A 24,172-nucleotide genomic window follows, 5' to 3' on the forward strand; every position below is an offset into this window, starting at 1 on the left:
TGGATGCAGATGCGTAAATTCCTGTTTTAGCCGGAGGTTAGGCAATGTCTTCGAGCGACTTGCCACCCGTGCGCGCACCCCAAACGCCAACGATAATGGCGGGGATGATGCACAGCATGCTGAAAATATAAAACACTCCGTCAAAGCTGTATGCTGCATAGACAACAGGAATGAGAGGTTGTGAGAAAGCAACGGCCAGACGACCAATCGAGGAGTGGAAGCCCGTGGCGGTGTTGCGCAGGTGGGTGGGGTAGGATTCCGCCGTGTAGGAAAACACGGTGAAGCCCACGCCCATCACAAAGGCTGTAAGCACCGCGCCGATGATGACCACCATCCAGTACTGACTCACATTGCCGAAGATGGGGGCCAGCACGGCCATCACAAGCAGCATGATGACAATGGGAATCTTGCGTCCGCCCTTGTCGGTAAAAGCACTGGAGGCAAACAGCCCGAGCGGTACGCCAATGGAAATGAGCGTGGTGGCCATAAGGGTGTCTTCAAGGGGGAAGCCGTGAGCCTTGAGCAGGGTGGCAGTCCAGTTGGTGACCACAAAGGTTGCCGGGTTGGTGCAAACCACCAACAGAAAAATGACAATGGTGCGCTTGAGATACTTGGAACTGCACATGCCAAGCAGCACTTCCTTGAGCGGGGGCTTGCTGGTCAGGCATTTGCTGGCCGCATCGGCAAGGTCAATGTCCTTGCCGGTAAGGTCTTTCATCACAGCTTCCGCCTCAGCAATGCGCCCACGGGCCACCAGCCAGCGGGGCGATTCATCCAGGTAGCGCCAGGCGATGATAAGAGCGATGTAGCCAACGCCGCCCATATAGAAAATGTAGCGCCAGGCTTCTTCGTGCAGGGGAATAATCAGGCGGCAGAGCATGCCAACGACCGGCACGGCGCAAAAACCAACGCCCGCGATCATGTTTTGCCATTTGCCACGGCTCTCGGCCGGGGCCATTTCTGCGATATAGGCTTGCGAACACACCATGAGGCAGAACACGCCAAAACCTGTCAGGGCGCGTGATGCCACAAATACGTGGAAGCTGTCCGTGAGGCCATTGATGATGGAGGCTGTGGAAAACAGCGTGATGGCAATGAGAAAGGTTTTGCGCCGCCCGATGATGTCCGAGATAAATCCGCCGACAAATCCGCCGAGGGTCATGGAGGCAAAATACCAGAAGGTCACGGTTCCGATGTCCTTCATGGTCAGCCCCCAGTTGTGCATCAGCGCCGGGGCAATAAAGCCGAAATTCCAGTTATCCATCTGTTCGCAAAAGTATGCGACCATAATGATAAAGAACACAGCCTTGTGGCGTCCTGTAACAGCAAGGCCGTCAAAGTAGTTATTGCTGATGCGCGGCGAATCCTGCATTGCGCCTCTCCTTTTCATTGTCTGCCATTTTGCATTTTTTGTGAAAAAAATCATCCACTGCCACGTTGGTTCAAAAACCTAGGCTAGCAGTGGTGCTGGGACGTTGTTGCGGCAACCTTTTCTGAATATTTTTTTCACATTTATAAAAATATTATTTTAAATTAGTATGTTGACTTGTTTTTGAGAGATGATGTCTATTGATTGTGAAAAAACAAACTTTTTTCAAAAAACGTTGTTCCGGCAACGGTGCAGGCCTTCGGAAAGCGCCATTACAGAGCATTACTGGAAGAGGTTTCTGTATGGTTGCACCAACTTGCACAGGAGGAATGATGAAAGCTGTTCGCAACAACGTACTGGGAGTGTTGCTTGCCGGGGGCTTGCTGCTTGCGCCGGAAGCGGCCAAGGCGGTTGATTTCAAGGTCAAGGGAGCATTTGATGTAAGCTTTGAAGCATCAAACGTCATGCCGCGCGGAATTAAAGGGAGCGACACCTTTGGGGCAATTGAGCGCCTGCGCACGCAGATCGACGCCATTGCCAGCGAAAACGTGTCCGGCAGCCTGATGTTCACCGTAGGCACCGGCACCATGAACTGGGGCAAATCCGGCGACGGCGCATCTCTTGGCGCGGACAGCACTAAAAATCTTGGCGTCCGGCATGCGTACATTGACTGGCTCGTGCCCAAGACAGATGTAAAAGTGCGTATGGGTATGCAGCCGCAGCTTCTGCCCGGTTATGTGACAGGCTGGAGCGCAGTGTACGGCCAGTATTCCACCGGGGTGACCGTCAGTTCTCCTCTGGTGAGCAGCGGCGATTACAAGATGGGGCTGACTGGCTTCTGGGCGCGGCCGTACAACGACAATTCGGAAATTACGCAAAACGGACAGACGCAGAAAAACTACCTTGATAACCTTGATTTGTTGGCGCTGACCTTGCCGATCACCGGCAACGGCATGAAAATAACCCCCTGGGGCATGTACGGCCTCATTGGCGAGAACAGCCTGCGCGGCATCAACAACAATACCGATCAGCGCGAACCTGCCATTTACGCCCCGCGCGGCGGACTTATGCCTGTGCTTGGCAGCGGCGGCAACTATGTCAGCACGTTTGAAAAAAAGTATCGCAACGCAAACAATACCTGGGGCAATGGCTTCTGGGGCGGCCTGACCTCTGACATCACGGCTTTCGAGCCTTTTGATATCGCGGCGGAGTTTACCTATGGCCGCGTGGATATGGGCGAGCTGAAAGATTACACTCAGTTCAGCTCCACCCGCGAGGCCAAGACCTTTGATCTCGTGCGCCAGGGCTGGTATGCCGCCCTGCGTGTGGACTACAAGTGTACCTGGGGTACCCCCGGCGTAACCGCCTGGTACGGCAGCGGCGACGACAGCAACCCCTATAACGGTTCGGAACGTCTGCCTGTGTTCAACTCCCCCTGGCCGGTCACGCCCTTGGGCTTTGGCGGCGGCTTCTTTGATCTCAACACATGGAAGGTTCTCGGGCACAACCCCGGCGGTCTGGCTGGCGTTGTGGGCACCATCAAGGATGTCAGCTTTATTGATGACCTTACCCACACCTTCAAGCTCGCGTATTTTCATGGCACCAACAGTGCGGAAATGCCCCGTAAGGCCAATATGACGAGCTATCCCAGCAGGGCCGACGGCCCCATGGCCTACCTCACCACCACCGACCATGCCTGGGAAGGCAGCGTGTCCAATACCTACAAGATTTACGACAACCTGCTGATGAATGTTGAAGCCGCCTACGTGAACCTGCATCTTGACGGCAGCACGTGGCGTGGAGTCGAAGACTCGCAGTATCGGGATAACTGGCGGGTTTCGCTGACCTTCCGTTATCAGTTCTGATTTTTTGCTGCCCTTGGGCTGATGCGGCGGGGGAGCTTGCTCTCCCGCCTTTTCTATGGCGAAAATTGGGTAGTGGAGACGTGTTGCGGGGGGCTTCCTTAAATTTTAGCCTGCCCTGTACCCTTGCGGGCCGCTTCCTGCCTGAAGTGAGATGGGGGTGCAGAATTGCCAGTATCAATGATCCATCTGGAGCGGCGTCTTCCGGCTGGTAGAAGCTTTTTTCCTGTACCGCAAGAGCAACAACTTTATGCGGAGGCGGGGCTGCCAAAAAAGCAGAGGCCCCGTCCGAAGACGGAGCCCCTGCAAGGAAGGTATGGCGGACAGTTTTCTATTCTGTAGCGGCCACGCAGTGTCCTGCGCCGCTGTAGTAGCCGATGGTGCCTTCAACCTTGACTTCAGACATGGGCCCAAACGGGGCCGCGCCGGGTACGCGGAAGGTTTTGACTTCCAGAGGTTCAATGGCTTTTTCTTCCGGCACGTCAGCTTGCGGCACCCAGGAGTAGGGCAGGCGATAGGCGCGGTACACCCAGTTCATGGGCAGGCTGATGTGGCCCTTGTAGGGGCAGATGTATTCCCACACGATTTCGTGTTCTGCCGTCACTTCAAAAACGCGGCCGTCGGAACCTTCGCAAATAAGCGTGTTGCCGTTGGGCAGGCGCTGGGCCGAGCTGATGAAGGGGCTGTAAAAACGGCTGGCATCCAGTGGCACGAGGAAGCCTGCTTCATGCGGCGTATACTGCCACACAATCTTGCGGGCCACGGGGTCTATTTCCAGCACGCGAGAGTAGTCGCGCTGGGCCGCCTTGACGCCCTTGGGCGCGCCGGGATTGGGGTTGCCGTAGCCGCCCCAGCCGCCGTTGTCGTATACCAGAATATTGCCTTCACCGGGCAAACCACGGGGGATCATGTGCGCGTGGTGCTGACCAATGATCCAGCCGATGGCCTTGTCTTCGGGGCTGCGGTCATAGTCAGGGCCAAGCTGCCAGACAATCTTGCCGGTTTTTTTGTCCAGGATGAGAATAATATTGGTTTCCCGTCCATCAATGATGATGTTGTCGGGGTGGAAGCGGGCGTCGCCAGCCTCAAACCATTTGTTGGGGCCAAGGGTGGACATGGAGTTGACGTGCATCCAGTCGCCCACGCCGGGGGCGTCTTCCATGAGGGTGCCGCCACGGTAGTTGGGGTCGCGGCACATGGCGTTGAGCGCGGCCTCGGTGAAGCCCATTTCTTCAGCATGGTCAGAGCAGTTCCATTCCCACACGATGTCGCCGTCCCAAGTGACTTCGTAGATAACATCGTCAACCAGCGGTTTGTCGCTGATGTAGGGCTGCACAGTATTTTTGTGGCAAAGCACAAGGGTGTTGCCGGAATCTATTTTTGGTTCCTGGCCGGGGGCATAGTAACCCGTGGAGCTGCCTTCGCGCTGAAAATCGTGGTGCTGACGCGCCATCCACTGCGCCTTCTGGCCGGGATCTTCGACAAATTCGGCGCGGTCGAACTTCCACACGATGTTTCCGTCCCAGTCGATCTGCACAAGATCAAGCTGATCCTGAAGGCCGTGCTTGGGGTGGCGGGTGCCGGTGCTGCCCATGAGCATGCCGCCGGGGAACATCTTGTTGGGAAAGCCGTGAACGTCCTTCCACATGCGGATTTCATGACCGTTCATGCCAAGAAGCAAAGCGCCGTTGTCCGGTGCCTGAATGATGGTGAATCCACTCCAGGCTTTTTCCGGATTATAGACCGTTACGCCTGTGGGATAGATAGTCGGGTGTCCCATGACAACCTCCTCGGTGGGCTGAATGTGCTTACATTGAACCGTTGAAGGCTTTCCGGCAAGCAGTGCAACAACACGCAATGCCGAAGTGAAAGTCTCACGATGGCTGGTCACTGGCCTGAGGCCTTTGACCGTGTACGCTGGAATGCTGCCACAAGATAAATGGTCAAAACGTTGTCCTTGCAACATAATTCACAAAAAGGGTACTGTAGGCTCCAAAACAGCATGTGGAACGCTGACATGATAGAGGCCGGAATTTCGCTTTCTGCCTAGAGTTCATCACTTCCCAGGGGGCTAACGTGTCATTTACTGAATTGCTCAGACAAAATGAGTGTTGGCGAAGCGTGGCGCTCACAAAGCCGCGTCTGTTTCGTAAGGGGTATAAATTCTATGACAATCAGCCAGAAATGTACTTTCTGGTGAGTGGCAGGGTTCGCCTTATGGCTCTGGCCCCTGATGGAAGTGAAAAAACGCTCTGGTACCTTGGCGATGGCTCATGCTTTAATGAAACACCAATGTTTATGGACGGGGATAAGAGCGTACCCTCCGGGCAAGGCGAGGTGCGTTTTTTTCACGATTGCGCAGAAGACTGCTATATCTGCACATTTACCAGAGACGATGTACATCGTTTGGGTATGGAAAATCCTGAACTATTTTTTAATCTTTGCAAAAGCTACAGTGTAAAAGTTACACTGTTGTCAAAAAATGCTGTTTCATTATGTATGGAATCGCACCTTACACGCATTTGTAAGTTTTTGGCTTCACGGATTGTGCCAAGCTCGGAACCGCTGCGGGCTAAACGCGATATTTCTTACCGTGACATGGCTGATCTGCTCGGCATGCACCGCATCACCCTATACAAGGTGATGCGGCAGGCACAGGAGCGGGGCCTGTTTTCTTTTGACAAAAACAGCGATGAAATCTTTATTCTCAAGCCGGACGAGTTTTACAAAGAAGCTCATATGTAGATGGATTGTTTCGCTGCCTTTTGCGTGTATTTTAGTATTGTTTGCATGCTACTATTTTTTGTGTAGCACAATATAAAATAATAATAAAAAATAGTAGCATGTGTAGGTGTGTCGTCGGTGTTTGAATACCTGCAACATCTGAACTATTCACAATTATTGAAAAATTAAACAAATTAACATGCTATAATGTCAGGCTAAACCGTTTCTTCATACGAATTGCACAACCTGTAGTAGCTGGACTTCGCCTTTGGATGCATCTATTGTAAAATACAAGATGTAATCAGATGCCACGAGGTGCGCAGCGCGCACGGCAGGCACCCTTACGCAGATTCCTCGTTTTTTATAACTGGGCTTGCGACGCAGGGGTGAATAGATGCAATCACTGCTACCCATTGTGAAACTGCAGAAAAGCAGTTTTCATCGTCCATCTATCCAGCGCATTGTTGCAATGTGTCTGGTTATCATCGGATGCGCCCTGTTACTGGCTTCTGATACAGGTTTTTCTACCCTCACGGCAAACGCAGCCACGGCCAAGGCGCAGGGCTTACAGCCGGGAATGCAAACGGACAAGCCGAAAACCGCAGAGCACAAGGCCGTTCTCATCCTTTCCGGGTCGCAATACGGCCTCCCTGTTACAGACAACATGGCTGCCGGAACCGTTGAAATCCTCAGGGAAAAAGGCCTGAGTTTCAACGATATCTATGTTGAAATGCTCGACCTTGTACGCAACGACAGCACCTATTGGCGCTCCAGGCTTGCATCCGTATTGCAGGAAAAGATTGCTCAGGCAGACATTGGGCTGGTGGTAGTGCAAAACCAGACTGCGCTGGAATTTTTTGCGTATGAGTGCGCTGGCATGGTGCCGCTTGATGTGCCTGTGCTGGCAACCCAGATATCCAATCCTGCGGTATCGTGGCGCGGCCGCCCGCACTCTGTTTTGTATGTGGGCAGCCGCTGGGACATTGCCGGAACGCTCCACTACGGACTCGATCTTTTTCCGCAAACGCGGCAGCTGGTTGTAGTTGCCGGAGCATACAAAAAGCAGTCCTTTTTCCATACTCAGGTGGTTTCGGCCCTGGCCGCATTGCCAGAAAATATCGTGCTGGAGGATACTGCGGCATTGTCCTATGCGGAAATGCTGGAGCGGATTTCGTCATTGCCCCCAAATACCCTTGTCTTGCTTGGAGCCTATTACAAAGACAGCACCGGGCACAGTTTTGTTCCCGCAGAAGTGGCCGCTGATGTCGCCAGGCTGGCAAACGCGCCAGTGCTGGCCCTCTATGATGCGCATGTCCTTCAAGGTGCTTTAGGGGGGGCTGTTGTAATGACCACAGAGGTTGGGCGGCAAGTTGGTAAGGTCGGCTTTGAGTTCCTGGCCGGAATCCGCAATATTGATGCCGACAATACAGATGCCACAGTGCCGTCGCAGCCAATGTTTAACTGGGTGCAGTTGCTGCGTTGGGGTGCCGACACCACCAAGTTGCCACCAGATGCCATAGTATTAAACCGGCCGCGAACCATCTGGAGCGAATACCGCAATTCGGTAATTGCCGCAGCGGCGGCCATTGCCATGTTGTCTGCCTTGTCTATTGCTCTGGCAATACAGAATCAAAAACGCAAAAGGGCGGAGCAGGCCACTGCCGCACTGAATGACCAACTGGAGGAGCAGGTTGCCAGTCGCTCTGCCGAGCTTGCCGCGCGCACGGCGGTGTTGCAGACCATTTACGACTGCGCCAGCTCCGGCATAGCGCTGATTGCCGACCGTAAAATCATTCGCGGCAACCGCAGAATGCACGAAATGTTTGGCTGGCCTGAGGGCGAGATGGTCGGCAAACCCGTGAGAACATGGTATATAGACAACGAGTCGTACCTTGATGCGGGCAAAATCTCTTACGCGCGGATATGGAACGGTGAAACCTATTGCAGGGAAGAAGAACTGGTGCGCCGCGATGGAACCCGCTTTTGGGCGCGCATGACAGGCACGGCGGTTGATCCGGCTGACCCCTCTAAGGGAATAGTGTCTGTTATTGACGACATCACAAATGAACGTCTGGCAATGGCCCAGATGGAGCAGTCCCGCGAGCAGGCCGAAGCTGCCAATGCCGCCAAGAGCGTCTTTCTGGCGAGCATGAGCCACGAAATCCGCACACCGCTGAACGCCATAATCGGGCTTGCCCACCTTTTGCGGAAAAGAACGCAGGATAAGGATACAACGGAAAAGCTTGAGCGCGTTCAGGCGTCAGGCAGGCACCTTCTCCGCCTTATCAATGACATCCTTGATTTTTCAAAGATTGAAGCCGGCAAGCTGGTTATTGTTGCCGAACCGATGGATATAAGGGCTATCTCCAACAATGTGGTGTCAATCATGGCAGAAAACGCTTCTGCCAAGGGCATACAACTGCACGTGGAGTCTGATCCTGTGCCCTGCACGCTCAAGGGCGATGCCCTGCGTGTTACGCAGGCCCTGCTCAATCTGGTGAGCAATGCCATCAAGTTCACCCCCTCGGGCAGTGTTACCATCCGCACCCTGATGGACGCGGAAATGGAATCGCACGTGAGGCTACGCTTTGAGGTGACAGATACCGGCATAGGCTTTGCCGAGGTGCAACTGCCAAACCTGTTTGCTCCCTTTGAGCAGGCTGATTCTTCCATGTCCAAGCGCTTTGGCGGCACGGGACTTGGTTTGGCCATTACCAGAAAACTGGCTGAACTCATGGGCGGGCAGGCGGGGGCCCATAGTACACTGGGCCAGGGCAGTACCTTTTGGTTTACGGCGGTTTTTGACAAGGTTGAAGACGCCAGCCTTGTTAAGGCCAGGGAGCTGATCAAGGATGCCTGCAAGGAAATTTCAGTAAATTTTGCAGGCAGCCGTATTTTGCTTGTGGAAGATAATGAAATAAATATGATTGTTGCAACAGAAACACTGGCAGAGGCCCTGCTTGAAGTAGAGGTTGCGCGTGACGGGCTGGAAGCCCTCGCCAAGGTGCGCCAAACCAGCCCCGGCTACTATGCCCTGGTGTTGATGGATATGCAGATGCCCAATATGGACGGTCTGGAGGCGACACGCGAGCTTAGAAAGATGCCGTCCGCGCAGCACCTGCCCATCATTGCCATGACGGCCAATGCATTTAATGAAGATCGCGACCGCTGCTTTGCAGCGGGAATGAATGATTTTATTGCCAAGCCGGTGGAGCCGGATCAAATGTTTGCAACCATTTTGCGCTGGCTGCGGCGGGGGCAAAATACAGGTTGATGCTGGCACGTGAGTACGTGTATAGGCTAAAATATCTGGATATATTCCCCTATTTTTATGAAACGGCGCCATGCAGGAGAAGTACATGTTCAAAAAGAATTACGCCCTCGCGATGGCCGCAGGCATTGCCATTTTTGCTGCGGGTTTCTGGGCGGGCGGCAGAGACGCGGTGCTGTTTGAGGCGGGGCAGGCTGTTGCCGCTGTGGCTCCTGCCACCGCAGTGACCAAGACGGTGCTGTTTGAAGCCGAACATTCCTGGGATGGAACACCCTATGGTTCATACCCGGCCGGGAATGCGGACATCAAGATTGTAAAAATTGTGATTCCCCCCAATTCGCGTCTGGGCAGCCACACGCATCCAATGCCGAATATTGCCTATGTGCATGCGGGCGCGCTGACAGTAAAAAGCGAGGTGGACGGTCTGGAGCGGCAGTTGAAGCAGGGGGACTTTCTGGCGGAGATGGTCAATAAGCCGCATTATGGCTATACGGGCGATGAGGGCGTGGAGCTCTTGCTTGTCTACTGCGGGGTGACTGGGCAGGAGTTGTCAGTCAGCGCAAAATAGCACCTTTCTTTGGAGCAAAGACTTGCGAGGCGAGCCGGGATCTTTCCGGCCCGCCTTTTTGTATGGCCTGTTTGCCACAGCAATTTTCTACTGGTTTCCAGCCTCAGCCTGATGGTGAGCCGCTTCACGGGTGAGCCGTTCCATCAATTTCTGTATTTTTTGCGCAACATCCGCGTTTTTAACAATTCCGTGGCGGCTCGCAATCCAAGCGGGATCATTCCAGAGCAGGCAAATCCCCTGTGGAGTTTCCACCGCCAGAATGCGCAGGGGCAGATCAAGGGCCGCCTCCGGGGCTTCAAGCATGAGGGCTGTGCCAACAGCCGGGTTGCCAAAGGTAATCACGCGCGCGCCAGCCATATCAAGGCCTGCCTCCACGGCATTCTGTTTGTGATCTATGATGGAAAAAACAGGAATTTTTGCACTCTCGATGGCGCTCAGCAACCGCTTCCAGACAGTTTCAAGGTCATCTTGAGGGGCTGCCAGTACTCGCTGCAAGCCATTATCAGGGGTGTTCATAACTACTCCTGTTTGTGGTGACAGGTTTATTATTTCCGCGCACAGGGGCACCAGCATTGCCCATCCGGTCAAGGCGACCAGAAGGGCTGCCGGGTGATGTGCCCCAGGGGGGGGCAGCATCGCGTGCCGCAGGGCGTGGTCAATAAGAAAAGACGGGGAGGGCAGGCATGCTCAGGATGCTACGTAGGAATTCCAGAGCCGGATGGCGGCGGATTCGCTGACTGACCACTGCAAGGGGCAATTCCCGCAGTCGCAGTAGAGGCGGAAGATATCGTGGGTTCTGCCCTCAGGTCTGGATGTTTGAAGCTTGGGGTAGTTGCCGCATTTTATACAGGGCCGAATCACGGGAAGGTTGTCTTTATTCATTGATAAAACATATCCCTTGGCAGAGAGGCCGTCAAAGATTTGTTGTAAACAGATAAATTAAGCTATGCATATTAATTAATCTATTGATTTGTAATATTAAAATTATCCTGCCCCTCTCCCCCGTATTGCGGCGGGTGCAATCGACTCTCCTCCAGATGCAGAAAAGCCGCAGCATCAATCCCCATTTTGCGCGGTTGCCAGAACTTTTCTCCTTTTTTTCCTCATCCAGAATGTATTGAAACCAGCGTCTATTCCGGAAGGCTGAGGGGCCGTGCGATCTTTCTGCTTTTTAAACAGCAAGTTCAGTGAATTGCCTGTTGCCGCATGAAATATAAGGAGATCGCTTGCCAAAGCTTCACCAATAATCACGGTTCCCAATATATCGTGCCACCGTTGCCCCCGCCCAATCGGTTGTTTACACAATAAAATATTAATTATCAGAAGCATTTTTACATAGTTGACAGGAAGAGGGCAGGGAAGACGATTCAAATCTGGAGGCGTAATGAAACAGTGGCAAAGGCATGCGGCGGTAATGGCTTTATTGGGGATCATAGGCAGCCCATGTGCTGCATCCGCCGGTAATGAAGGCAATGGCGAAGTTCAACTTTCTCCTCTGGAAATGGCAGCTTCCAAGGATACCATCGACCATATCACCCAGGTGGACATAGAGCGGAAAACCGCCAGAAACCTTTGGGAAGCCCTGCGAGGCGTGGAAGGCGTGAACCTGCAAACTTCCGCAGGCCGCAATGAGGGAACCATCAGCATTCGTGGCTCAAACCGCTATCAGGTGGGCCTGTATATTGACGATATCCCTGTTGCAACCGCGTATCGCAACGAATGGGATGCCAACAACATCCTGACCTATGGCCTTGAATCCATCGAAGTCTCCAAGGGCTACAGTTCGCCCTTGCTGATCAGCAACAACAACCTTGCGGGTGCAGTGAACCTGCGCACGGCAAAACCCAAAAAAGAGTTTGAAGCCACCGCCAAGTACATGAATTTTTTTGACCGCAACGTGCAGAATCAGGGTCAAATGGCTGCGGCAAGCGTGGGAACCAAGCAGGATCTCTACTACCTCAAGGGAACGTTCATATTCAACAACCAGAATTTTTTCACCTACCCTGCCAGTTTTGACTCCGCGCCCTATCAGCCGGGCAGCCGCGCCCGCAACTCGGACAATCAGACCCTCTCTGGCAACATCATTGGCGGCTGGACGCCCAATGATGATGTGGATGTCATGGTGGGCTACACGCGGCAGCATTTTCAGAAGGGCCAGCCCTTTGATGCCGCCCAGACCCGCACGGGCGACTCAAACACGTATCCTTACAAACGCTTTTGGGAATGGCCGGAATACGAAACTAGCCGCGTGTACGCCAATGGTAATTTCAACCTCAGCAGCAAGGCGCACCTGAAGGCTGTTGCCTATTACGACTGGCATCAGGACACCGCGAAAAGCTATACCGATGTGTCCATGACCAAGCGGGACTCCGCAGACAAGACGTATGACCAGTTCACCACCGGCGGCCAGTTGACGTTTGACTATACCTTCAACCCCGCCAACAAGATCGCCCTTTCCGCTGGTTATCGCCTTCTGTCACACAAAGAATACAATGACTACAGCGTGTTTGACGACACAGGCGTGAAGCCTTCATCTAAGCTCAAGAAAAAGGCCGCGGATGTGGGCTCCCAGCTGGATGAGCACATCACGGAAACCTACACCGATCTGGGCGCGGAATACACCCTTAAGCCCGTGGACAAACTCACCCTGGTCTTCGGCAGCAGCCTCAGCACCATGGTTCCGCAGACCCTTGAAAGCCGCGATCATACCACGGGTGCCATGAACTCCTATAAGGACGGGCTGAGCGACCCCAAGACTTTGTTCAACTATCAGGTCGGGGCCTTCTATGATCTGACGGAACACCATGAAGTGTTCGCCACCTTTGCCAAAAAATCGCGTTTTGCCACCATGCGCGAGCGCTACATGCGCACGAACGGCACTCCGGCCAATCCCGATTTGCGCCCCGAACAGGCCTATCATTACGAACTGGGCTACAAGGGTATTTTTGGCGACTGGCTCAAGCTCAACAGCAGCGTGTACTACAGCGATGTGACCGATCTGATCACCTCGCAGGGTACTTCTGGCAACATGTCGTTCTCCAACCTGAACCGGGCCACCTTCTACGGTTACGAACTTGGCGCGGAAGCTGTGTTCAACCAGTATGTGAGCGTGGGGGCGGTGTTCAACTACATGCACTGGAACAACTGCACAAACGACGACAAGCTTACCCAGTTGCCCGAGCTTACAAGCACCCTGTACAGCGTCATTACGCCTGTGGAAGGATTCTCAATCATTCCGCAGGTCAACATGAGCAGCGGCTTTTACTGGAACAGTGCTCCTTACGATACGTATTACCGCAAGGCCCCCGGCTTCACCACCGTGGACCTCAAGGCCGTTTACGATATCAACAAGAACTTTTCCGTGGAAGCGGGCGTGAAGAACATGTTTGATCAGGAATATGCGTACAGCGCCTATTATCCGGAGCCTGGCCGCAGCTTCTTCATGGGTGTTACCGCAACCTTCTAATACCTCAATCTTAATCGGGTGGGGCCGCCCGCGGGCGGCTCCACTTGGGGCAACATCATGAAGATTCGCCGTACATTTCTGTTTCTGGCAGCGCTTGCGCTTGCGGCCTTTTTGCCCTGCTCCGGCGGCGCACGCGCGGCAGAGGGCACGCCGCCTGCCGCCAGCGGCGACGCCAGAAGCGTCTATTGCCCCACGCCGCCCTCAGCCTTCACGCTCTACGCATTTGCGCCGGAGCTGCTTGCAGCCTGGAACACCCCTCTGCGGGATTATGAAAAAAAATTTATTCCCCCCCAGTATCACGATCTGCCCATCCTGGGCGGCTGGTATGGGCAGGGATTTATTCCTGACAGGGAAATGCTGCTGGCAAGCGGCATCAAGAAGGCCTTTTACCTTTCCATGAGCATGCACGACCACTTGTCTATAGAGCAGACGCTCAGCAGCCTTGGCATGCAGGTATCCACCGCCCCTGGCGGCAGTATGAAGGATATGGCGGCCTGCTTTCTGACAATGGGGCAGCTGTATAATCGCGAACAACGCGGGCAGAGCCTCGCGGCGTATGCTGACGCAACGCTGAACCGGGTGGCGGCGGCCATGAAAAATCTGCCCTCAGAACAGCGCACGCGCGTATACGTAGCGCTGGAGGCCAACGGGCTTGCTTCGGTTTGCAAGGATTCCGTGCGTTCAGAGGTGCTTGAAGCCGCAGGCGCGGACAGTGTGCATATGTGCCCGCCCGGCATGGAGAACGCCCAGCTCAAGGTCACGTTTGAACAGGTCATGGCCTACAATCCGGATGTGGTGCTGGTATTCCATCCCAACCTTATGCGCCGCATACGTACAGACCCCCAATGGTCGGCCTTGCCTGCGGTGCAGGCAGGCAAGGTGTATTTTATACCGCGCGGCCCCTTCAGCTGGATTGAGCGCCCCGCAACCTATATGCGGCTTATGGGCGTGCAATGGCTGGCAAATCTGCTGCATCCTGACCTGTACCCTGCGGATATCAAGGCTGAGAGCCGCCGATTCATGAAACTGTTTTTTAATCTGGATCTGAACGATGCGCAGATAAACGAGCTTTTTGAACCTTATGGCACGTTCTGAAAAAATTTTGCTCTGTCTGGGGGGGATGCTGGTTGCCGCAGTGCTGTTTTCGCTGCATATGGGGCGCTATCCTCTGGACATGGGCGCGCTCTGCCGCGCGCTTGCCGACGCATGGTCTGGAAACGCTCTCAGCCCGGATCAAAAGCAGGTGCTGTTTCTGTTCTTTAATCTGCGGCTGCCGCGCATTGTCACGGCTCTGCTGGTGGGCGCAAGCCTTGCGGTATCTGGCAGCGTGTATCAGGCCATGTTTCAGAATCCGCTGGTGTCGCCTGGTATTCTGGGGGTGCAGCACGGGGCGGCCTTTGGCGGGGCCGTGGGCATTCTGGCTTTTTCATCCATGGCAGCCACGCAGGTGCTTGCCTTTATTGGCGGCGCGCTGGGCGTGGGCCTTGCCCTGTTTTTTTCCATGCTCTACCCAAAGGCGCGTTTTCTTGCCCTGCTCATCGGCGGCATGGTCAGCAGCTCCTTTTTTGTGGCCCTGACCTCGCTTGTGCAGTACGTGGCGGACCCCAACAGGCAGTTGCCCGAAATTGTTTTCTGGCTCATGGGTTCGCTTTCGCGCACAGAGCCGCGCCACCTTGTATGGGGGGGGCCGCTCATGCTCTGCGCGCTGGCCTTCATCTGCCTTAACGGCAAGGTCGTCAACGCGCTTTCCATGGGCGATGACGAGGCCATGGCCCTGGGCGTGAACAGTACGCGCATGAAGATGCAACTTATTGCGGCTGCCACGCTGGCGTGTTCGCTGACTGTTGTCATGGCGGGCGTCATCAACTGGGTTGGCCTTGTCATTCCGCACGTGATGCGCTTTATCTGCGGGCCGGACAATCGCCTTGGCCTGCTGAATTCAGCCTTGGGCGGCGCGCTTTTTATTCTGTTGACGGATGCCTTCATCCGCACGATCTGGACGGTGGAACTGCCGCTGGGCATCGCCACCTCGATCATCCTGTTGCCGCTGTTTGCCTTTAGCCTGTGGTACGACTGGAAGAGACGCTATGATTGAAGTGCGTGACCTCACCCTTGGCTATTTTGATGCCCCGCCAGTGCTACAGCAGGTTTCTCTGCGCGTGGGCCGGGGAGAAGTGGTGAACGTGCTTGGCCCCAACGGTTGCGGAAAAACAACGCTGCTCCGGGCCATTTTGGGATTTTTGCCCGTGCCGCCCGGCAGCATTTTTCTGGAAGGCCGCCCGCAGGAAGAAATATCGCGCGCAGAGATTGCGCGCACACTGGCCTATGTGCCCCAGATGCATACGGGTGTTTTTGCCTATCAGGTTCTTGATGTGGTGCTCATGGGGCGCACAGCCCGCAGCCCCTGGCTCAGGTTTTCCGCCGAGGATGTTGGCAAGGCCATGAACGCTCTGGAGCAGGTGCGCATGGCAGGTTGCGCGCGCAAATCCTACCTGGAGTTGTCCGGCGGGCAAAGGCAGCTTGTGCTTATTGCGCGGGCTTTGTGCCAGGGGTGCTCGGCCCTGGTAATGGATGAGCCTGTCACCGGCCTGGATTACGGCAACCAGTTTCATCTGCTGGAGCTGATTGGCGAGCTTTCCGGCTCCGGGCCAGCGATCATGCTGACCACCCACCATCCAGAACAGGCGGTGTATCTGGGCGGGCGGGCCATCCTGCTCAAGGCGGGGCATGTGGTTGCGGACGGCCCTGTTTCCACCACTGTTACCGTGCCTCAGATCAAGGAGCTGTACAATCTGCCCTCCAGGGCCCAGCGCTGGATGCACCTTACAGAATCGGATGCGCCATGAGCATGGAGCCAGCAGCCGACAGGCAGATTTTTGCCGCTCCCTATCTTGAGGAACCGCCCGCAAAGCCGCATGACAGAGGGCCGTGGTTTTTTGCGGCTTCTTTTGCGGCGCACCTTGCCGTGCTGGGGATGATATGGTTTTTGGGCAGTCTGTTGCAGCCAGCGGGCAATGGCGACTTTGACGGGGTGATGATTACCTTGACTTACGGCGAACCCGGCTCCGGCATAGCCGGAGAACCAGCCAGTGCTGGCGGCGGCAGCGCCCAGCCAGAGCAGGACGCGGCATCGCAGGCAGAGGCGGCGTCTCCTGCCGCAGAGACGACAGTAGCCCAAGAAAAGACAAGCCCAACACCTCAAAAGCAGGAAAAATCAGCCGAACCCACCGTGGCGGATTCCCAGTCACCCCTTGCCATACCTCGGCTTGCCGAAAAAAAGGCGGCAAAAAAAACAGCCGACACTTCGCCCAAGGAAAAGCCGCAGCCCGCCAAGGTTGAAAAAAATACAAAAGCCACGCCCCGCAAGGAACAGAATGTTCAGCATCGGGAGCAGGTAAGTAGCAATGTGGCCGTCGGAGTTGCAGAGCTGAAACAGCCTGTAGCTACTTCTGGCGCAGAGTCGGGCGCTGGCGGCAGCGCAAGCCAGAGCAAACTGCAAGGGCAGGGGCTGGCATCAGCTGAAGGAACAGGGCCGGGGCGCGGCAGCGGCAGCAGCGGTCAGGGCAACGGAGCCGCCAGCGATGGGCAGGGGGATGCCGGAGGTTACCTTAAGGGCAATTACGAATACATCAAAAAGCGCATCCGCAAATATCTGGAATACAGCCCGCAAGCCAAGCGCATGGGCATTCAGGGGCTTGTGTATGTGGCCTTTACCATAAACAGAGACGGCTCGGCGCAAAATGTGGAGCTGCGCACCAGCAGCGGTTTTGATTCGCTGGACGAATCGGCGCTGGAAGCCGTGCACCGGGCATCGCCCTTTGCGCCGCCGCCGCAGCCCGCCCGCGTGGTTGTTCCCATTCAGTTCAGCCTCAAATAGCAGAAAGCCCAGCCTGTGGGGCCGGGCGTTGCGAGCTATATTTTCCAGAACATGACGGCCAGCTTTGACTCCACCTTTTCCTGAATAATCCCGTTGCGGCACAGACTTGCCAGCTTTTTGCGCATTTCGGCTTTCAGGCTGTCAGAAATTGTCATCATACTGCTGAAATAATTGAGGTGCATCAGCTCTGCATCTTCAAAGGTCGTTTCGCTTTCCCATGCCCGGTCAAAGTATTCCACCTCAGGATAAAAACCCATCAGAAACAGCATGTTGAATGCGCAGAAGAAACTGCGGGCAATGCGGGCCTTCTGTTCATCCCAGTCGAGCAGGCTCTTGAGCTGATCCCTGACGGAATGGCGCATTTCCACATGCGTGATCATGCAGCAGGCGCGGCTGGAGGCGGCAATCATTTTTTCCAGCGTTGCGCGGTTGTTGATGGCTGGCGTGCGCGATGCCAGAACCAGATCGAATTCTTTGCGCCAGCCCATGCTGTCGATGTCTGCCGCCTGCCAGTCCAGAACGCGAAAGCTGGCGTTGGGGCAGTTGTCTTCAACGGCATTGGCCTTTGCCAGATCAATCATGCCGGGCGCAAGGTCAAAGCCCTCCACCCGGCCCACCAGCGGGGCCATTTCAAGGCTTTGCGCGCCGGGGCCGCAGCCGATATCCAGCACCGCGCTGTTGCGGTCAAGGCCAGCCTTGCGCGCAAGATGTTCCATCAGGCGCTGGCGGTGTTCGTCCGCAGTTTTGCGGCGAATGCGTTTGTTGAACGAGGGGGCGCGCTTGTTCCAGAAATCCAGCGCATCCTTGCGGTCTGGCTGGTAATCGACCCAAAGCTTCTCAAAAGATTCAATATTCACTGGGCACCGCCGGGCAGCAAATTTACCTTGAGGCCCCCGCTGGCAAAAATGGCCTCGCAGTCATTATCTTTCAGGGCGCGGGCCACGCCTGCGGCATTTTCCACCACCAGGCCGGAAAGCGAAGCAAAACCATGCCGGAACAGCAATGGATGCATGGGCGTACTTGGCCCGACCATGAAAACCTTGGCCTTATGGGTCAGCTCCAACAGGCGGGTGATGGTTTTGTTGATGAATGTTGTGCCCGTGACAAAAACAATATCCTGCTCCGGCAGAATATATTCCGCAGCGGCATCGGGCAGGTCGCCGGGCTGCGGATTACGCTCAAGAATGCACATGTCGCAGTGCTGGCGCAGCATGCGCAAACCGGGAAAATGCCCGATCACCGCGACCTTTTTGCCTGTAGCTTCTGCAAGAAAAAATTTGAAGGCATCTCCGGGCATGCGGTTTATGCCGTGCTGGATGGGGCTTTCTGGCCGCAGGGCCAAGGTGTTGTTAGCGGCATTCAGGGCCGCAAGACCAATGGAGGCCTGATTGAAATCCCACGATTTGAGGCGTTCGGCCACCTTGCGCAAGGGCTGGCCTTCGATTTCGTATTGAGAGAGGGCGGTATCCTGCACGCCCGGCATAGTCGGGAAATGCTGGGCCATGCCCACGCCCCCGGCGTCTGATTCCACCATCAGCCAGTGATCGCCGTAAACAAATGATTTGACCAGCTCCGTTGACGGAACGGAATCAATCAGTTCGTCATACAAATGCCAGCGGTTATGCATTGCTGCCCCCAAGCGGGCTGTAATATGCGCCGTTGAGGCATGCCTGGCAGTATGTTTTGCCGTTCTGCACAACTTCCTTGCAATCCAGTACATCTTCGCCGCAGACGCAACAGGTTGCGATGCGCGCGGGTGGGCCGGGCAGTTCGCCCTCGGGCATGGCTATGTTTACAGGCTGGCAGGAAAAAATGTCGTTGTCGGCGTAGCCTTCCCAAAAGGCCAGCTGGGCGGCTTTGTCCGCATGATGGGGCGGTCTGTCGGAGGTGATGACGCTGACCCGCACGGCCTTGCCGGTTTTCAAATCCAGAAAGGACATGGCTGTTTTGCCGTAGCTGTACATCTTGACCCGCCTGCGGCCCACGGTCACGCCGGTGACCACGTAAGAAGCATCTGCAACGCAGCGGTCAGTCTCCAGAAAAATGACCAGATCGCGCATATCGTCATGCGGCGACATGCCAAGCGCTTTCAGCGCCATCAGGGTCATGCGGATGCCCAGAATCTGCCCGCTGCAAATGTGACCGTGATACTGTTCGGCCTTTTCAAGGTAAGGTTTTATATCTTGCATGGTTTTTATGTGTAAGAGTGTTTGTATGTTTAAATGTGCACATTTTATTATATGCCTGTACGTTGGTTGTCATGCTGGTAGCTGTTTCAATAAAAGCGTGAACATTGTGCGGTAGCAATAATGCGGGCTGCATCGGCGGGTGGAGGAGGGTAGGCGGAGGGGCGGGGGCAGGGCAACTGGGAAGTATGCGTGCGGTCGCTGACATGCGCGCCAACGCTGCGATGTCCGGGGCTGGAACTGTCGCTTGTGCCCTTGACACCGGAGTGCTAGTAATAATTTATAGCATAACTCCAGAAAGGGGGACTCATTATGGCCCAGAATGCGAGAGTTGATGACTACACCACCTGCCCGGCTTGTCAGGGCAACGGAAAAGACGATGCTGGAACAAAGTGTTTTGAGTGCAACGGAACAGGCAAAAAGCAGCAAGCCTGCACTGTTCCCGAAGGCCCCGAACATGAAGGCGTTTGCGACTAGCACCGAGCGGCCCCATTAACGAACATAACTTGCCTCCTGATCAAACCTGCACGGCAGACAGAAATCAGGATGATACAAATGATCGGCTTTCTCCTTTACGGGGAAAGCCGATCATTTTTTTTTGGGGGGGGGAGTATCAATCGAATGCAAAAATTAACGCCCCGCAGGCATCGGAGCCGGACCGCATTTATTAGGTTAAATATATTACGGTAATGCTCTCAATCCGTTTTTATTTTGTCTGACCAAGTGTAGCAAATGCCAAAAAGAGAGCCTGAAGTGACCTAGGAAAACTACAACATACTAATTATTAAGAAAATTTGTAGTCTAAAATATTGGATTGGTTTCTGCTAGCTGCGGACAGAGATGTTCACGGATTCGGCGTATTCCTTCCTCATTAATGATTTTAAAATGACCACTGGTGTTGTTGTCTCGAGCCAGCCGTGCCCAAATTTCATCAGGGCCTTGAAAGACGGCCCCATTTATATATTGAGAGGCTGTGAGCCAGTTGACATTGGGCCTGTGGTGGTCATTTCCATCTTGCCAAGTTCGCCATGAGACGTCTATCAGGAGCCGTTCAGCCCTTTGGGTTGTTGTTATTACAGCCCATTGACTGATGCCATCCTGATGACCAATACAAACAAAGGGGCGACTTGCATCTGCTAAAGTATTTTGTGCTCCATAGTTCCGCTGAAGTTCTATTATCGGCGGCATATTTTCTTTGATCTCCCTACCAATAAAACTGTTCACGATACCAACCTCGATGTCACTTGTTCCCATTGGCATAGTCTTACCTCCATGTTTTTGTTCGCACTGTGCTAGAAATTAAGCATGATATCCTATAAGGCAAGCTGTGCACCGAGGCAAAATGACATATTGCCCTTATGGATGAGTCTTCTAGCTTGTGCAGTTAGCAGGGATCGAGGAACCGTGTTAGTGGGGGCCATGTAATTCCCTTTGAAGCTCCAACAAAAAAAGCCCTCGCGGTTTTCACCGTGAGGGCTAAATTCTATGGAGCCAGCTAAGAGACTTGAACTCTTGACCTGCTGATTACGAATGGTCAGGTTAAATTTTTACCAAGTTTCATCAGATTGCTTGACGTTGTAAATACGGGTATTTATAGTTGTATCTGGTTGCTTTGAGTATCCATATTTTGCCTATGGCGTGTTACCCCTGTGTTACCCAGAAGGGTTTACGCCAATTTGGCCACAGGAGCCGCGCCCATGAAATTAACCAAACGAGCCATAGAAGGGCTACAGGCCAACGGCACGCGTTACGAAGTCCGAGACGATGACCTAAAGGGCTTTGTGGTGCGCGTGGGTGTTTCTGGTGAAAGGTCTTTCTACTTTGTCTACCGTGCGGGGAAGGGGCGTGCGGCTCCGCTCAAGCGGCTGCGCCTGGGGGCATTCCCCACCATGACAGTTGAGCAGGCCCGTGAGATCGCCAAGCAAAAGGCAGCGCAGGTCGCGTTAGGGGAAGACCCAGCCGAGCAGGTAAAAGAAGGCAAAGCCGCACCCAATGTTCACGAAGCCTTAGAATTGTTTCTAGAGCAGCACGGGGCGAAGCTAAAGCCGAACACCCTGCGCACTTACCGTCAAATTGCAAACGACCATGCAATTCCTGCCATTGGACGGCTCAAGGTTACAGCCGTTGTGCATAAGCATATTGCCGCCATTCACCATGCCATGCGTGAAAAGCCCTATCAGGCGAACAGATGCGCCGCCATGCTCTCAAAGTTCTTCGGCTGGTGCGAGAAAAACGGGTATAGAGATCGTGGAAGCAACCCTGTTGCCGGGCTTGAAAAGTATGAGGAGCAGAAGCGGAAAGCCTTCATGGGGCGGGAAGAACTGGAAGCGTTGGGCAATGCCTTTCGCGTCATGGAAACCCAAGGCTATACAGACACGGAAACGGGCAAGGTAACAGCCTTTGACCCCACAATAGCCGCCGCCCTCAAGGTAATTCTTTTCACTGGCGCACGGTGCATGGAAATACTCACCCTCAAATGGGCCTATATCGACCCTGACAGGGGTATAGCCAATCTTCCCGACTCAAAGACAGGGGCAAAGGCTCTCCACCTTCCCCCGCCTGCGCTGGCCGTGCTGGCCTCACTTCCCCACGTTAATGAATACTGCTTCCCCGGCAGAAGGGGAACGGGCCATATTGTGAACGTCAAGGATACATGGCGGCGGCTTCTTGATACTGCCCGGCTCGCTGGCTGGCGTATCCACGATTTACGCCATGCCTACGCCAGTTATGCCGCATGCTCTGGTAAAAGCCTGCCCGTTATTGGGGCTATCCTTGGGCATACCCAGGCAGCCACAACAGCACGCTATGCCCACCTTGCAGATAATCCCGTAGCCCTTGCCGCAGCGGAAACCGCAGCGCAGATACAGAAGGATTTCAGCGGGGGCAAAGTCCTGCCATTCAAAAAGGCCGAATAGAACGAATTTCCCACGGATAGGCGCGGAGTAATTAACCGGGCCGAAAAGGCGGAACCTCTGCCGCCCTGCCGTGGGGCATAGCAACAGGGGCCCCAACAAGCAGAGGTATGGGAACATGGATAGCCTGCCACAGCTTTATTTAAATGGAACGGCCTTAAAGGGCTATGACTATGAAATTCAAATGAATATTGATGCCGAGCATCTTTATGATCTTGTTGTGAAGGGTGAACTCTGCCCAAGGAATGAAAACGGAGAATACCTGCTTAAAGAACCCCAGATTAGTTTGATCGAATTAGAGCTTTGCTTGCAAGTTATACCCAACAAAAAAATGTTTATTAAAAATGAAGATGGGTCAGTTGAAAGCGTAACTCACTATTGTGAAGAAGGTGTGATAGATTTTAAGGCTCATAATAATAGTATAGATTTAAGCACTGGCAAGCGCATAAGCCACGCTAGACAGATTAAACCTTGCGCGGCACACCCCAATAGTTATATATATGAACATTGCAGGTCAAAAGTTATTTCGTGGTTAAGAGAACAATTATATTCACTTCCTATTCATCATGAAATTGGTCGTGATTGCGAGATGGAGTTCGTAGAATTAAGAATTAAGGGTAAACCCAAAAAACGTCCGATTGTGTACCGGCATACGGATGAACACGGAACAACTAAATCAATTTCGCTTCTAGGCTGCCGTTTACCATTCTCAGAAGGCGACGATCCGCTTGTTCCACCAGAGATAATGCAAAAAATGCCGCTGCTGCACTATAAGCTTGCAAAAGCTGCCAACCAGCCAGACGACTTTTTAATAGAAATAGCAAAACAAGAATTACAGGATGCCGGATATGACGGGCCTATGCCCCTTGAACAGACTGAAACCTCATGCTCGGCTATGCCTGTTTTGTTACAGGAAGACATTAGTACCCCACCCAGGCCAAAACCAGGCGGCAGTAATAAGGATACCACTCGCAGTGAACCCACAATGATTGCAGCTCAAAACGTATTTCGTGACATTCAAAGGCACACTGATTCTAACGGGAAAATTGCATTGGACGAGTTCTGCAATCTGGTGATGGTTTCAATGAAGGCACAAGGAGTAGGTGGCTTATTTCATCAAGAAGAATGTAAAAAATGGGCACGAAAAAACCTTGGCCAACACAAGCTTGGTCGAGGCGAAAAAATATGTAAAATCAAACAATAACCAAATAGCAAAACAAAATACAAAAACAACAAATGCCCCGAAAGGGGCTTTTTGTTTTTTATGTGCTTGCACCGTGTTCTTCTGGCTCTGACGGAAATGTAACCCGCTAGACCTTAAAGGAGAAATGACATGCAAGCTCAACAAAGTCGCTGGTGCGACACCATCCAGGCAGCGAAGTACATCAATTGTTCGGAAAGCCTCCTGGAGAAAGACCGCGTTTATGGCCTCCTCAAGATTCCTTTCAGCCGCATTGGCCGCCGTATTGTTTACGACCTTCACGACCTCGACCGTTACCTTGAAGCGAACAAGGTAAACTGGCAGCAGGCCGGGGAGGCGTAGCCATGAATGCCCTCAAAATTTTTGAGCATGAAGCCTTTGGCAGTGTTCGGGCTATCGAGCGCGGCGGGCAGCCGTGGTTTGCTGCGAAGGATGTCGCTCATGCCTTGGGCTACACAAGCACAAATATGGCGACCGTTTTTCAGGCAGTCCCGGCAGAATGGAAGGGTAGCAATCCGATTGCGACCCATGGTGGAACGCAAGAATTGCTCATGGTGGCCGAGCCGGGCTTGTATTTCTTCCTTGGCCGCAGCGACAAGCCGGGGGCGTTGCCCTTCCAAAAATGGCTTGCCGGTGAAGTCCTGCCTTCCATCCGTCGCCATGGCATCTACGCAACGCCTCAGGCCATTGAGGCCATGCTTGGCGACCCCGACACCACGATCAAGATTCTGACAGC

General features: G+C 53.9%; 22 protein-coding genes. 14 read left to right on the top strand and 8 right to left on the bottom strand.

Going from position 1 to position 24,172, the window contains the following annotated elements:
- Window positions 1–37: 37 nt before the first annotated feature.
- Window positions 38–1,372 (bottom strand): MFS transporter, encoded by a 1,335-nt coding sequence (locus tag VEZ52_RS07045; protein ID WP_324836193.1) that lies wholly within the window; start codon window positions 1,370–1,372, stop codon window positions 38–40.
- A 329-nt stretch (window positions 1,373–1,701) separates the two neighbouring features.
- Here VEZ52_RS07045 and VEZ52_RS07050 point away from each other — a divergent pair, with 329 nt between their 5' ends.
- The gene (locus VEZ52_RS07050) at window positions 1,702–3,234 is read left to right on the top strand and encodes an outer membrane homotrimeric porin (RefSeq protein WP_324836194.1); all 1,533 of its coding nucleotides are present in this window, start codon (window positions 1,702–1,704) and stop codon (window positions 3,232–3,234) included.
- A 328-nt stretch (window positions 3,235–3,562) separates the two neighbouring features.
- Here VEZ52_RS07050 and VEZ52_RS07055 read toward each other — a convergent pair whose 3' ends face one another.
- Window positions 3,563–5,011, bottom strand: a complete 1,449-nt coding sequence (locus VEZ52_RS07055; protein WP_324836195.1) for an aryl-sulfate sulfotransferase — start codon at window positions 5,009–5,011, stop codon at window positions 3,563–3,565.
- A gap of 296 nt (window positions 5,012–5,307) precedes the next feature.
- Between VEZ52_RS07055 and VEZ52_RS07060 the strand changes: the two genes are divergently transcribed.
- From VEZ52_RS07060 to VEZ52_RS07070, 3 genes are all read left to right on the top strand, one after another.
- Window positions 5,308–5,976, top strand: a complete 669-nt coding sequence (locus tag VEZ52_RS07060; RefSeq protein ID WP_324836196.1) for a Crp/Fnr family transcriptional regulator — start codon at window positions 5,308–5,310, stop codon at window positions 5,974–5,976.
- A 448-nt stretch (window positions 5,977–6,424) separates the two neighbouring features.
- Complete coding sequence (locus VEZ52_RS07065; protein WP_324836197.1) at window positions 6,425–9,229, top strand: ATP-binding protein; 2,805 nt, start codon at window positions 6,425–6,427, stop codon at window positions 9,227–9,229.
- Window positions 9,230–9,314: 85 nt separating this feature from the next.
- Complete coding sequence (locus tag VEZ52_RS07070; protein WP_324836198.1) at window positions 9,315–9,794, top strand: cupin domain-containing protein; 480 nt, start codon at window positions 9,315–9,317, stop codon at window positions 9,792–9,794.
- A gap of 87 nt (window positions 9,795–9,881) precedes the next feature.
- Here VEZ52_RS07070 and VEZ52_RS07075 read toward each other — a convergent pair whose 3' ends face one another.
- Both VEZ52_RS07075 and VEZ52_RS07080 read right to left on the bottom strand, forming a co-directional pair.
- Window positions 9,882–10,310 carry a DUF302 domain-containing protein gene (locus tag VEZ52_RS07075; protein WP_324836199.1) on the bottom strand — a complete coding sequence of 143 codons (429 nt, stop codon included), beginning with the start codon at window positions 10,308–10,310 and terminating at the stop codon, window positions 9,882–9,884.
- A gap of 540 nt (window positions 10,311–10,850) precedes the next feature.
- On the bottom strand, window positions 10,851–11,228 hold the full coding sequence (locus VEZ52_RS07080) for a hypothetical protein (RefSeq protein WP_324836200.1): 378 nt from the start codon (window positions 11,226–11,228) through the stop codon (window positions 10,851–10,853).
- On the opposite strand from VEZ52_RS07080, the gene VEZ52_RS07085 reads away from it, so the two are divergent.
- The 5 genes from VEZ52_RS07085 to VEZ52_RS07105 are packed head-to-tail and all read left to right on the top strand — an operon-like array spanning window position 11,209 to window position 17,137.
- Window positions 11,209–13,260, top strand: coding sequence for a TonB-dependent receptor (locus VEZ52_RS07085; protein ID WP_324836201.1), 2,052 nt, complete (start codon window positions 11,209–11,211; stop codon window positions 13,258–13,260). The two genes, VEZ52_RS07080 and VEZ52_RS07085, sit on opposite strands and share 20 nt — an antisense overlap.
- A gap of 57 nt (window positions 13,261–13,317) precedes the next feature.
- On the top strand, window positions 13,318–14,355 hold the full coding sequence (locus VEZ52_RS07090) for an ABC transporter substrate-binding protein (RefSeq protein ID WP_324836202.1): 1,038 nt from the start codon (window positions 13,318–13,320) through the stop codon (window positions 14,353–14,355).
- Window positions 14,342–15,355, top strand: coding sequence for an iron ABC transporter permease (locus VEZ52_RS07095; RefSeq protein ID WP_324836203.1), 1,014 nt, complete (start codon window positions 14,342–14,344; stop codon window positions 15,353–15,355). The genes VEZ52_RS07090 and VEZ52_RS07095 overlap by 14 nt, the downstream gene beginning before the upstream one ends.
- Complete coding sequence (locus tag VEZ52_RS07100; RefSeq protein WP_324836204.1) at window positions 15,348–16,106, top strand: ABC transporter ATP-binding protein; 759 nt, start codon at window positions 15,348–15,350, stop codon at window positions 16,104–16,106. Before VEZ52_RS07095 ends, VEZ52_RS07100 begins: the two co-directional genes overlap by 8 nt.
- A complete protein-coding gene (locus tag VEZ52_RS07105; RefSeq protein WP_324836205.1) occupies window positions 16,103–17,137 on the top strand; it encodes an energy transducer TonB in 1,035 nt (344 codons plus the stop codon). The genes VEZ52_RS07100 and VEZ52_RS07105 overlap by 4 nt, the downstream gene beginning before the upstream one ends.
- 35 nt (window positions 17,138–17,172) lie before the next feature.
- Here the strand turns inward: VEZ52_RS07105 and VEZ52_RS07110 are convergent, their stop codons facing one another.
- The 3 genes from VEZ52_RS07110 to VEZ52_RS07120 are packed head-to-tail and all read right to left on the bottom strand — an operon-like array spanning window position 17,173 to window position 19,326.
- Window positions 17,173–17,994, bottom strand: coding sequence for a class I SAM-dependent methyltransferase (locus tag VEZ52_RS07110; protein WP_324836206.1), 822 nt, complete (start codon window positions 17,992–17,994; stop codon window positions 17,173–17,175).
- A complete protein-coding gene (locus VEZ52_RS07115; RefSeq protein ID WP_324836207.1) occupies window positions 17,991–18,764 on the bottom strand; it encodes a DUF364 domain-containing protein in 774 nt (257 codons plus the stop codon). Before VEZ52_RS07115 ends, VEZ52_RS07110 begins: the two co-directional genes overlap by 4 nt.
- On the bottom strand, window positions 18,757–19,326 hold the full coding sequence (locus VEZ52_RS07120) for an FmdE family protein (RefSeq protein WP_324836208.1): 570 nt from the start codon (window positions 19,324–19,326) through the stop codon (window positions 18,757–18,759). Before VEZ52_RS07120 ends, VEZ52_RS07115 begins: the two co-directional genes overlap by 8 nt.
- A gap of 309 nt (window positions 19,327–19,635) precedes the next feature.
- On the opposite strand from VEZ52_RS07120, the gene VEZ52_RS07125 reads away from it, so the two are divergent.
- On the top strand, window positions 19,636–19,800 hold the full coding sequence (locus VEZ52_RS07125) for a chaperone protein (protein ID WP_324836209.1): 165 nt from the start codon (window positions 19,636–19,638) through the stop codon (window positions 19,798–19,800).
- A 324-nt stretch (window positions 19,801–20,124) separates the two neighbouring features.
- Here VEZ52_RS07125 and VEZ52_RS07130 read toward each other — a convergent pair whose 3' ends face one another.
- The gene (locus VEZ52_RS07130; RefSeq protein WP_324836210.1) at window positions 20,125–20,583 is read right to left on the bottom strand and encodes a hypothetical protein; all 459 of its coding nucleotides are present in this window, start codon (window positions 20,581–20,583) and stop codon (window positions 20,125–20,127) included.
- 437 nt (window positions 20,584–21,020) lie between these two features.
- On the opposite strand from VEZ52_RS07130, the gene VEZ52_RS07135 reads away from it, so the two are divergent.
- From VEZ52_RS07135 to VEZ52_RS07150, 4 genes are all read left to right on the top strand, one after another.
- On the top strand, window positions 21,021–22,238 hold the full coding sequence (locus VEZ52_RS07135) for a tyrosine-type recombinase/integrase (RefSeq protein ID WP_324836211.1): 1,218 nt from the start codon (window positions 21,021–21,023) through the stop codon (window positions 22,236–22,238).
- A gap of 115 nt (window positions 22,239–22,353) precedes the next feature.
- Window positions 22,354–23,439, top strand: coding sequence for a hypothetical protein (locus VEZ52_RS07140; protein WP_324836212.1), 1,086 nt, complete (start codon window positions 22,354–22,356; stop codon window positions 23,437–23,439).
- 129 nt (window positions 23,440–23,568) lie between these two features.
- Window positions 23,569–23,778 carry a helix-turn-helix domain-containing protein gene (locus tag VEZ52_RS07145; protein ID WP_324836213.1) on the top strand — a complete coding sequence of 70 codons (210 nt, stop codon included), beginning with the start codon at window positions 23,569–23,571 and terminating at the stop codon, window positions 23,776–23,778.
- 2 nt (window positions 23,779–23,780) lie between these two features.
- Window positions 23,781–24,172 (top strand): BRO-N domain-containing protein (locus tag VEZ52_RS07150; protein WP_324836214.1); only part of this gene is annotated, 392 nt, incomplete at its 3' end.

The sequence above is a fragment of the Desulfovibrio sp. genome, assembly GCF_035644575.1.
Classification (GTDB): domain Bacteria; phylum Desulfobacterota; class Desulfovibrionia; order Desulfovibrionales; family Desulfovibrionaceae; genus Desulfovibrio.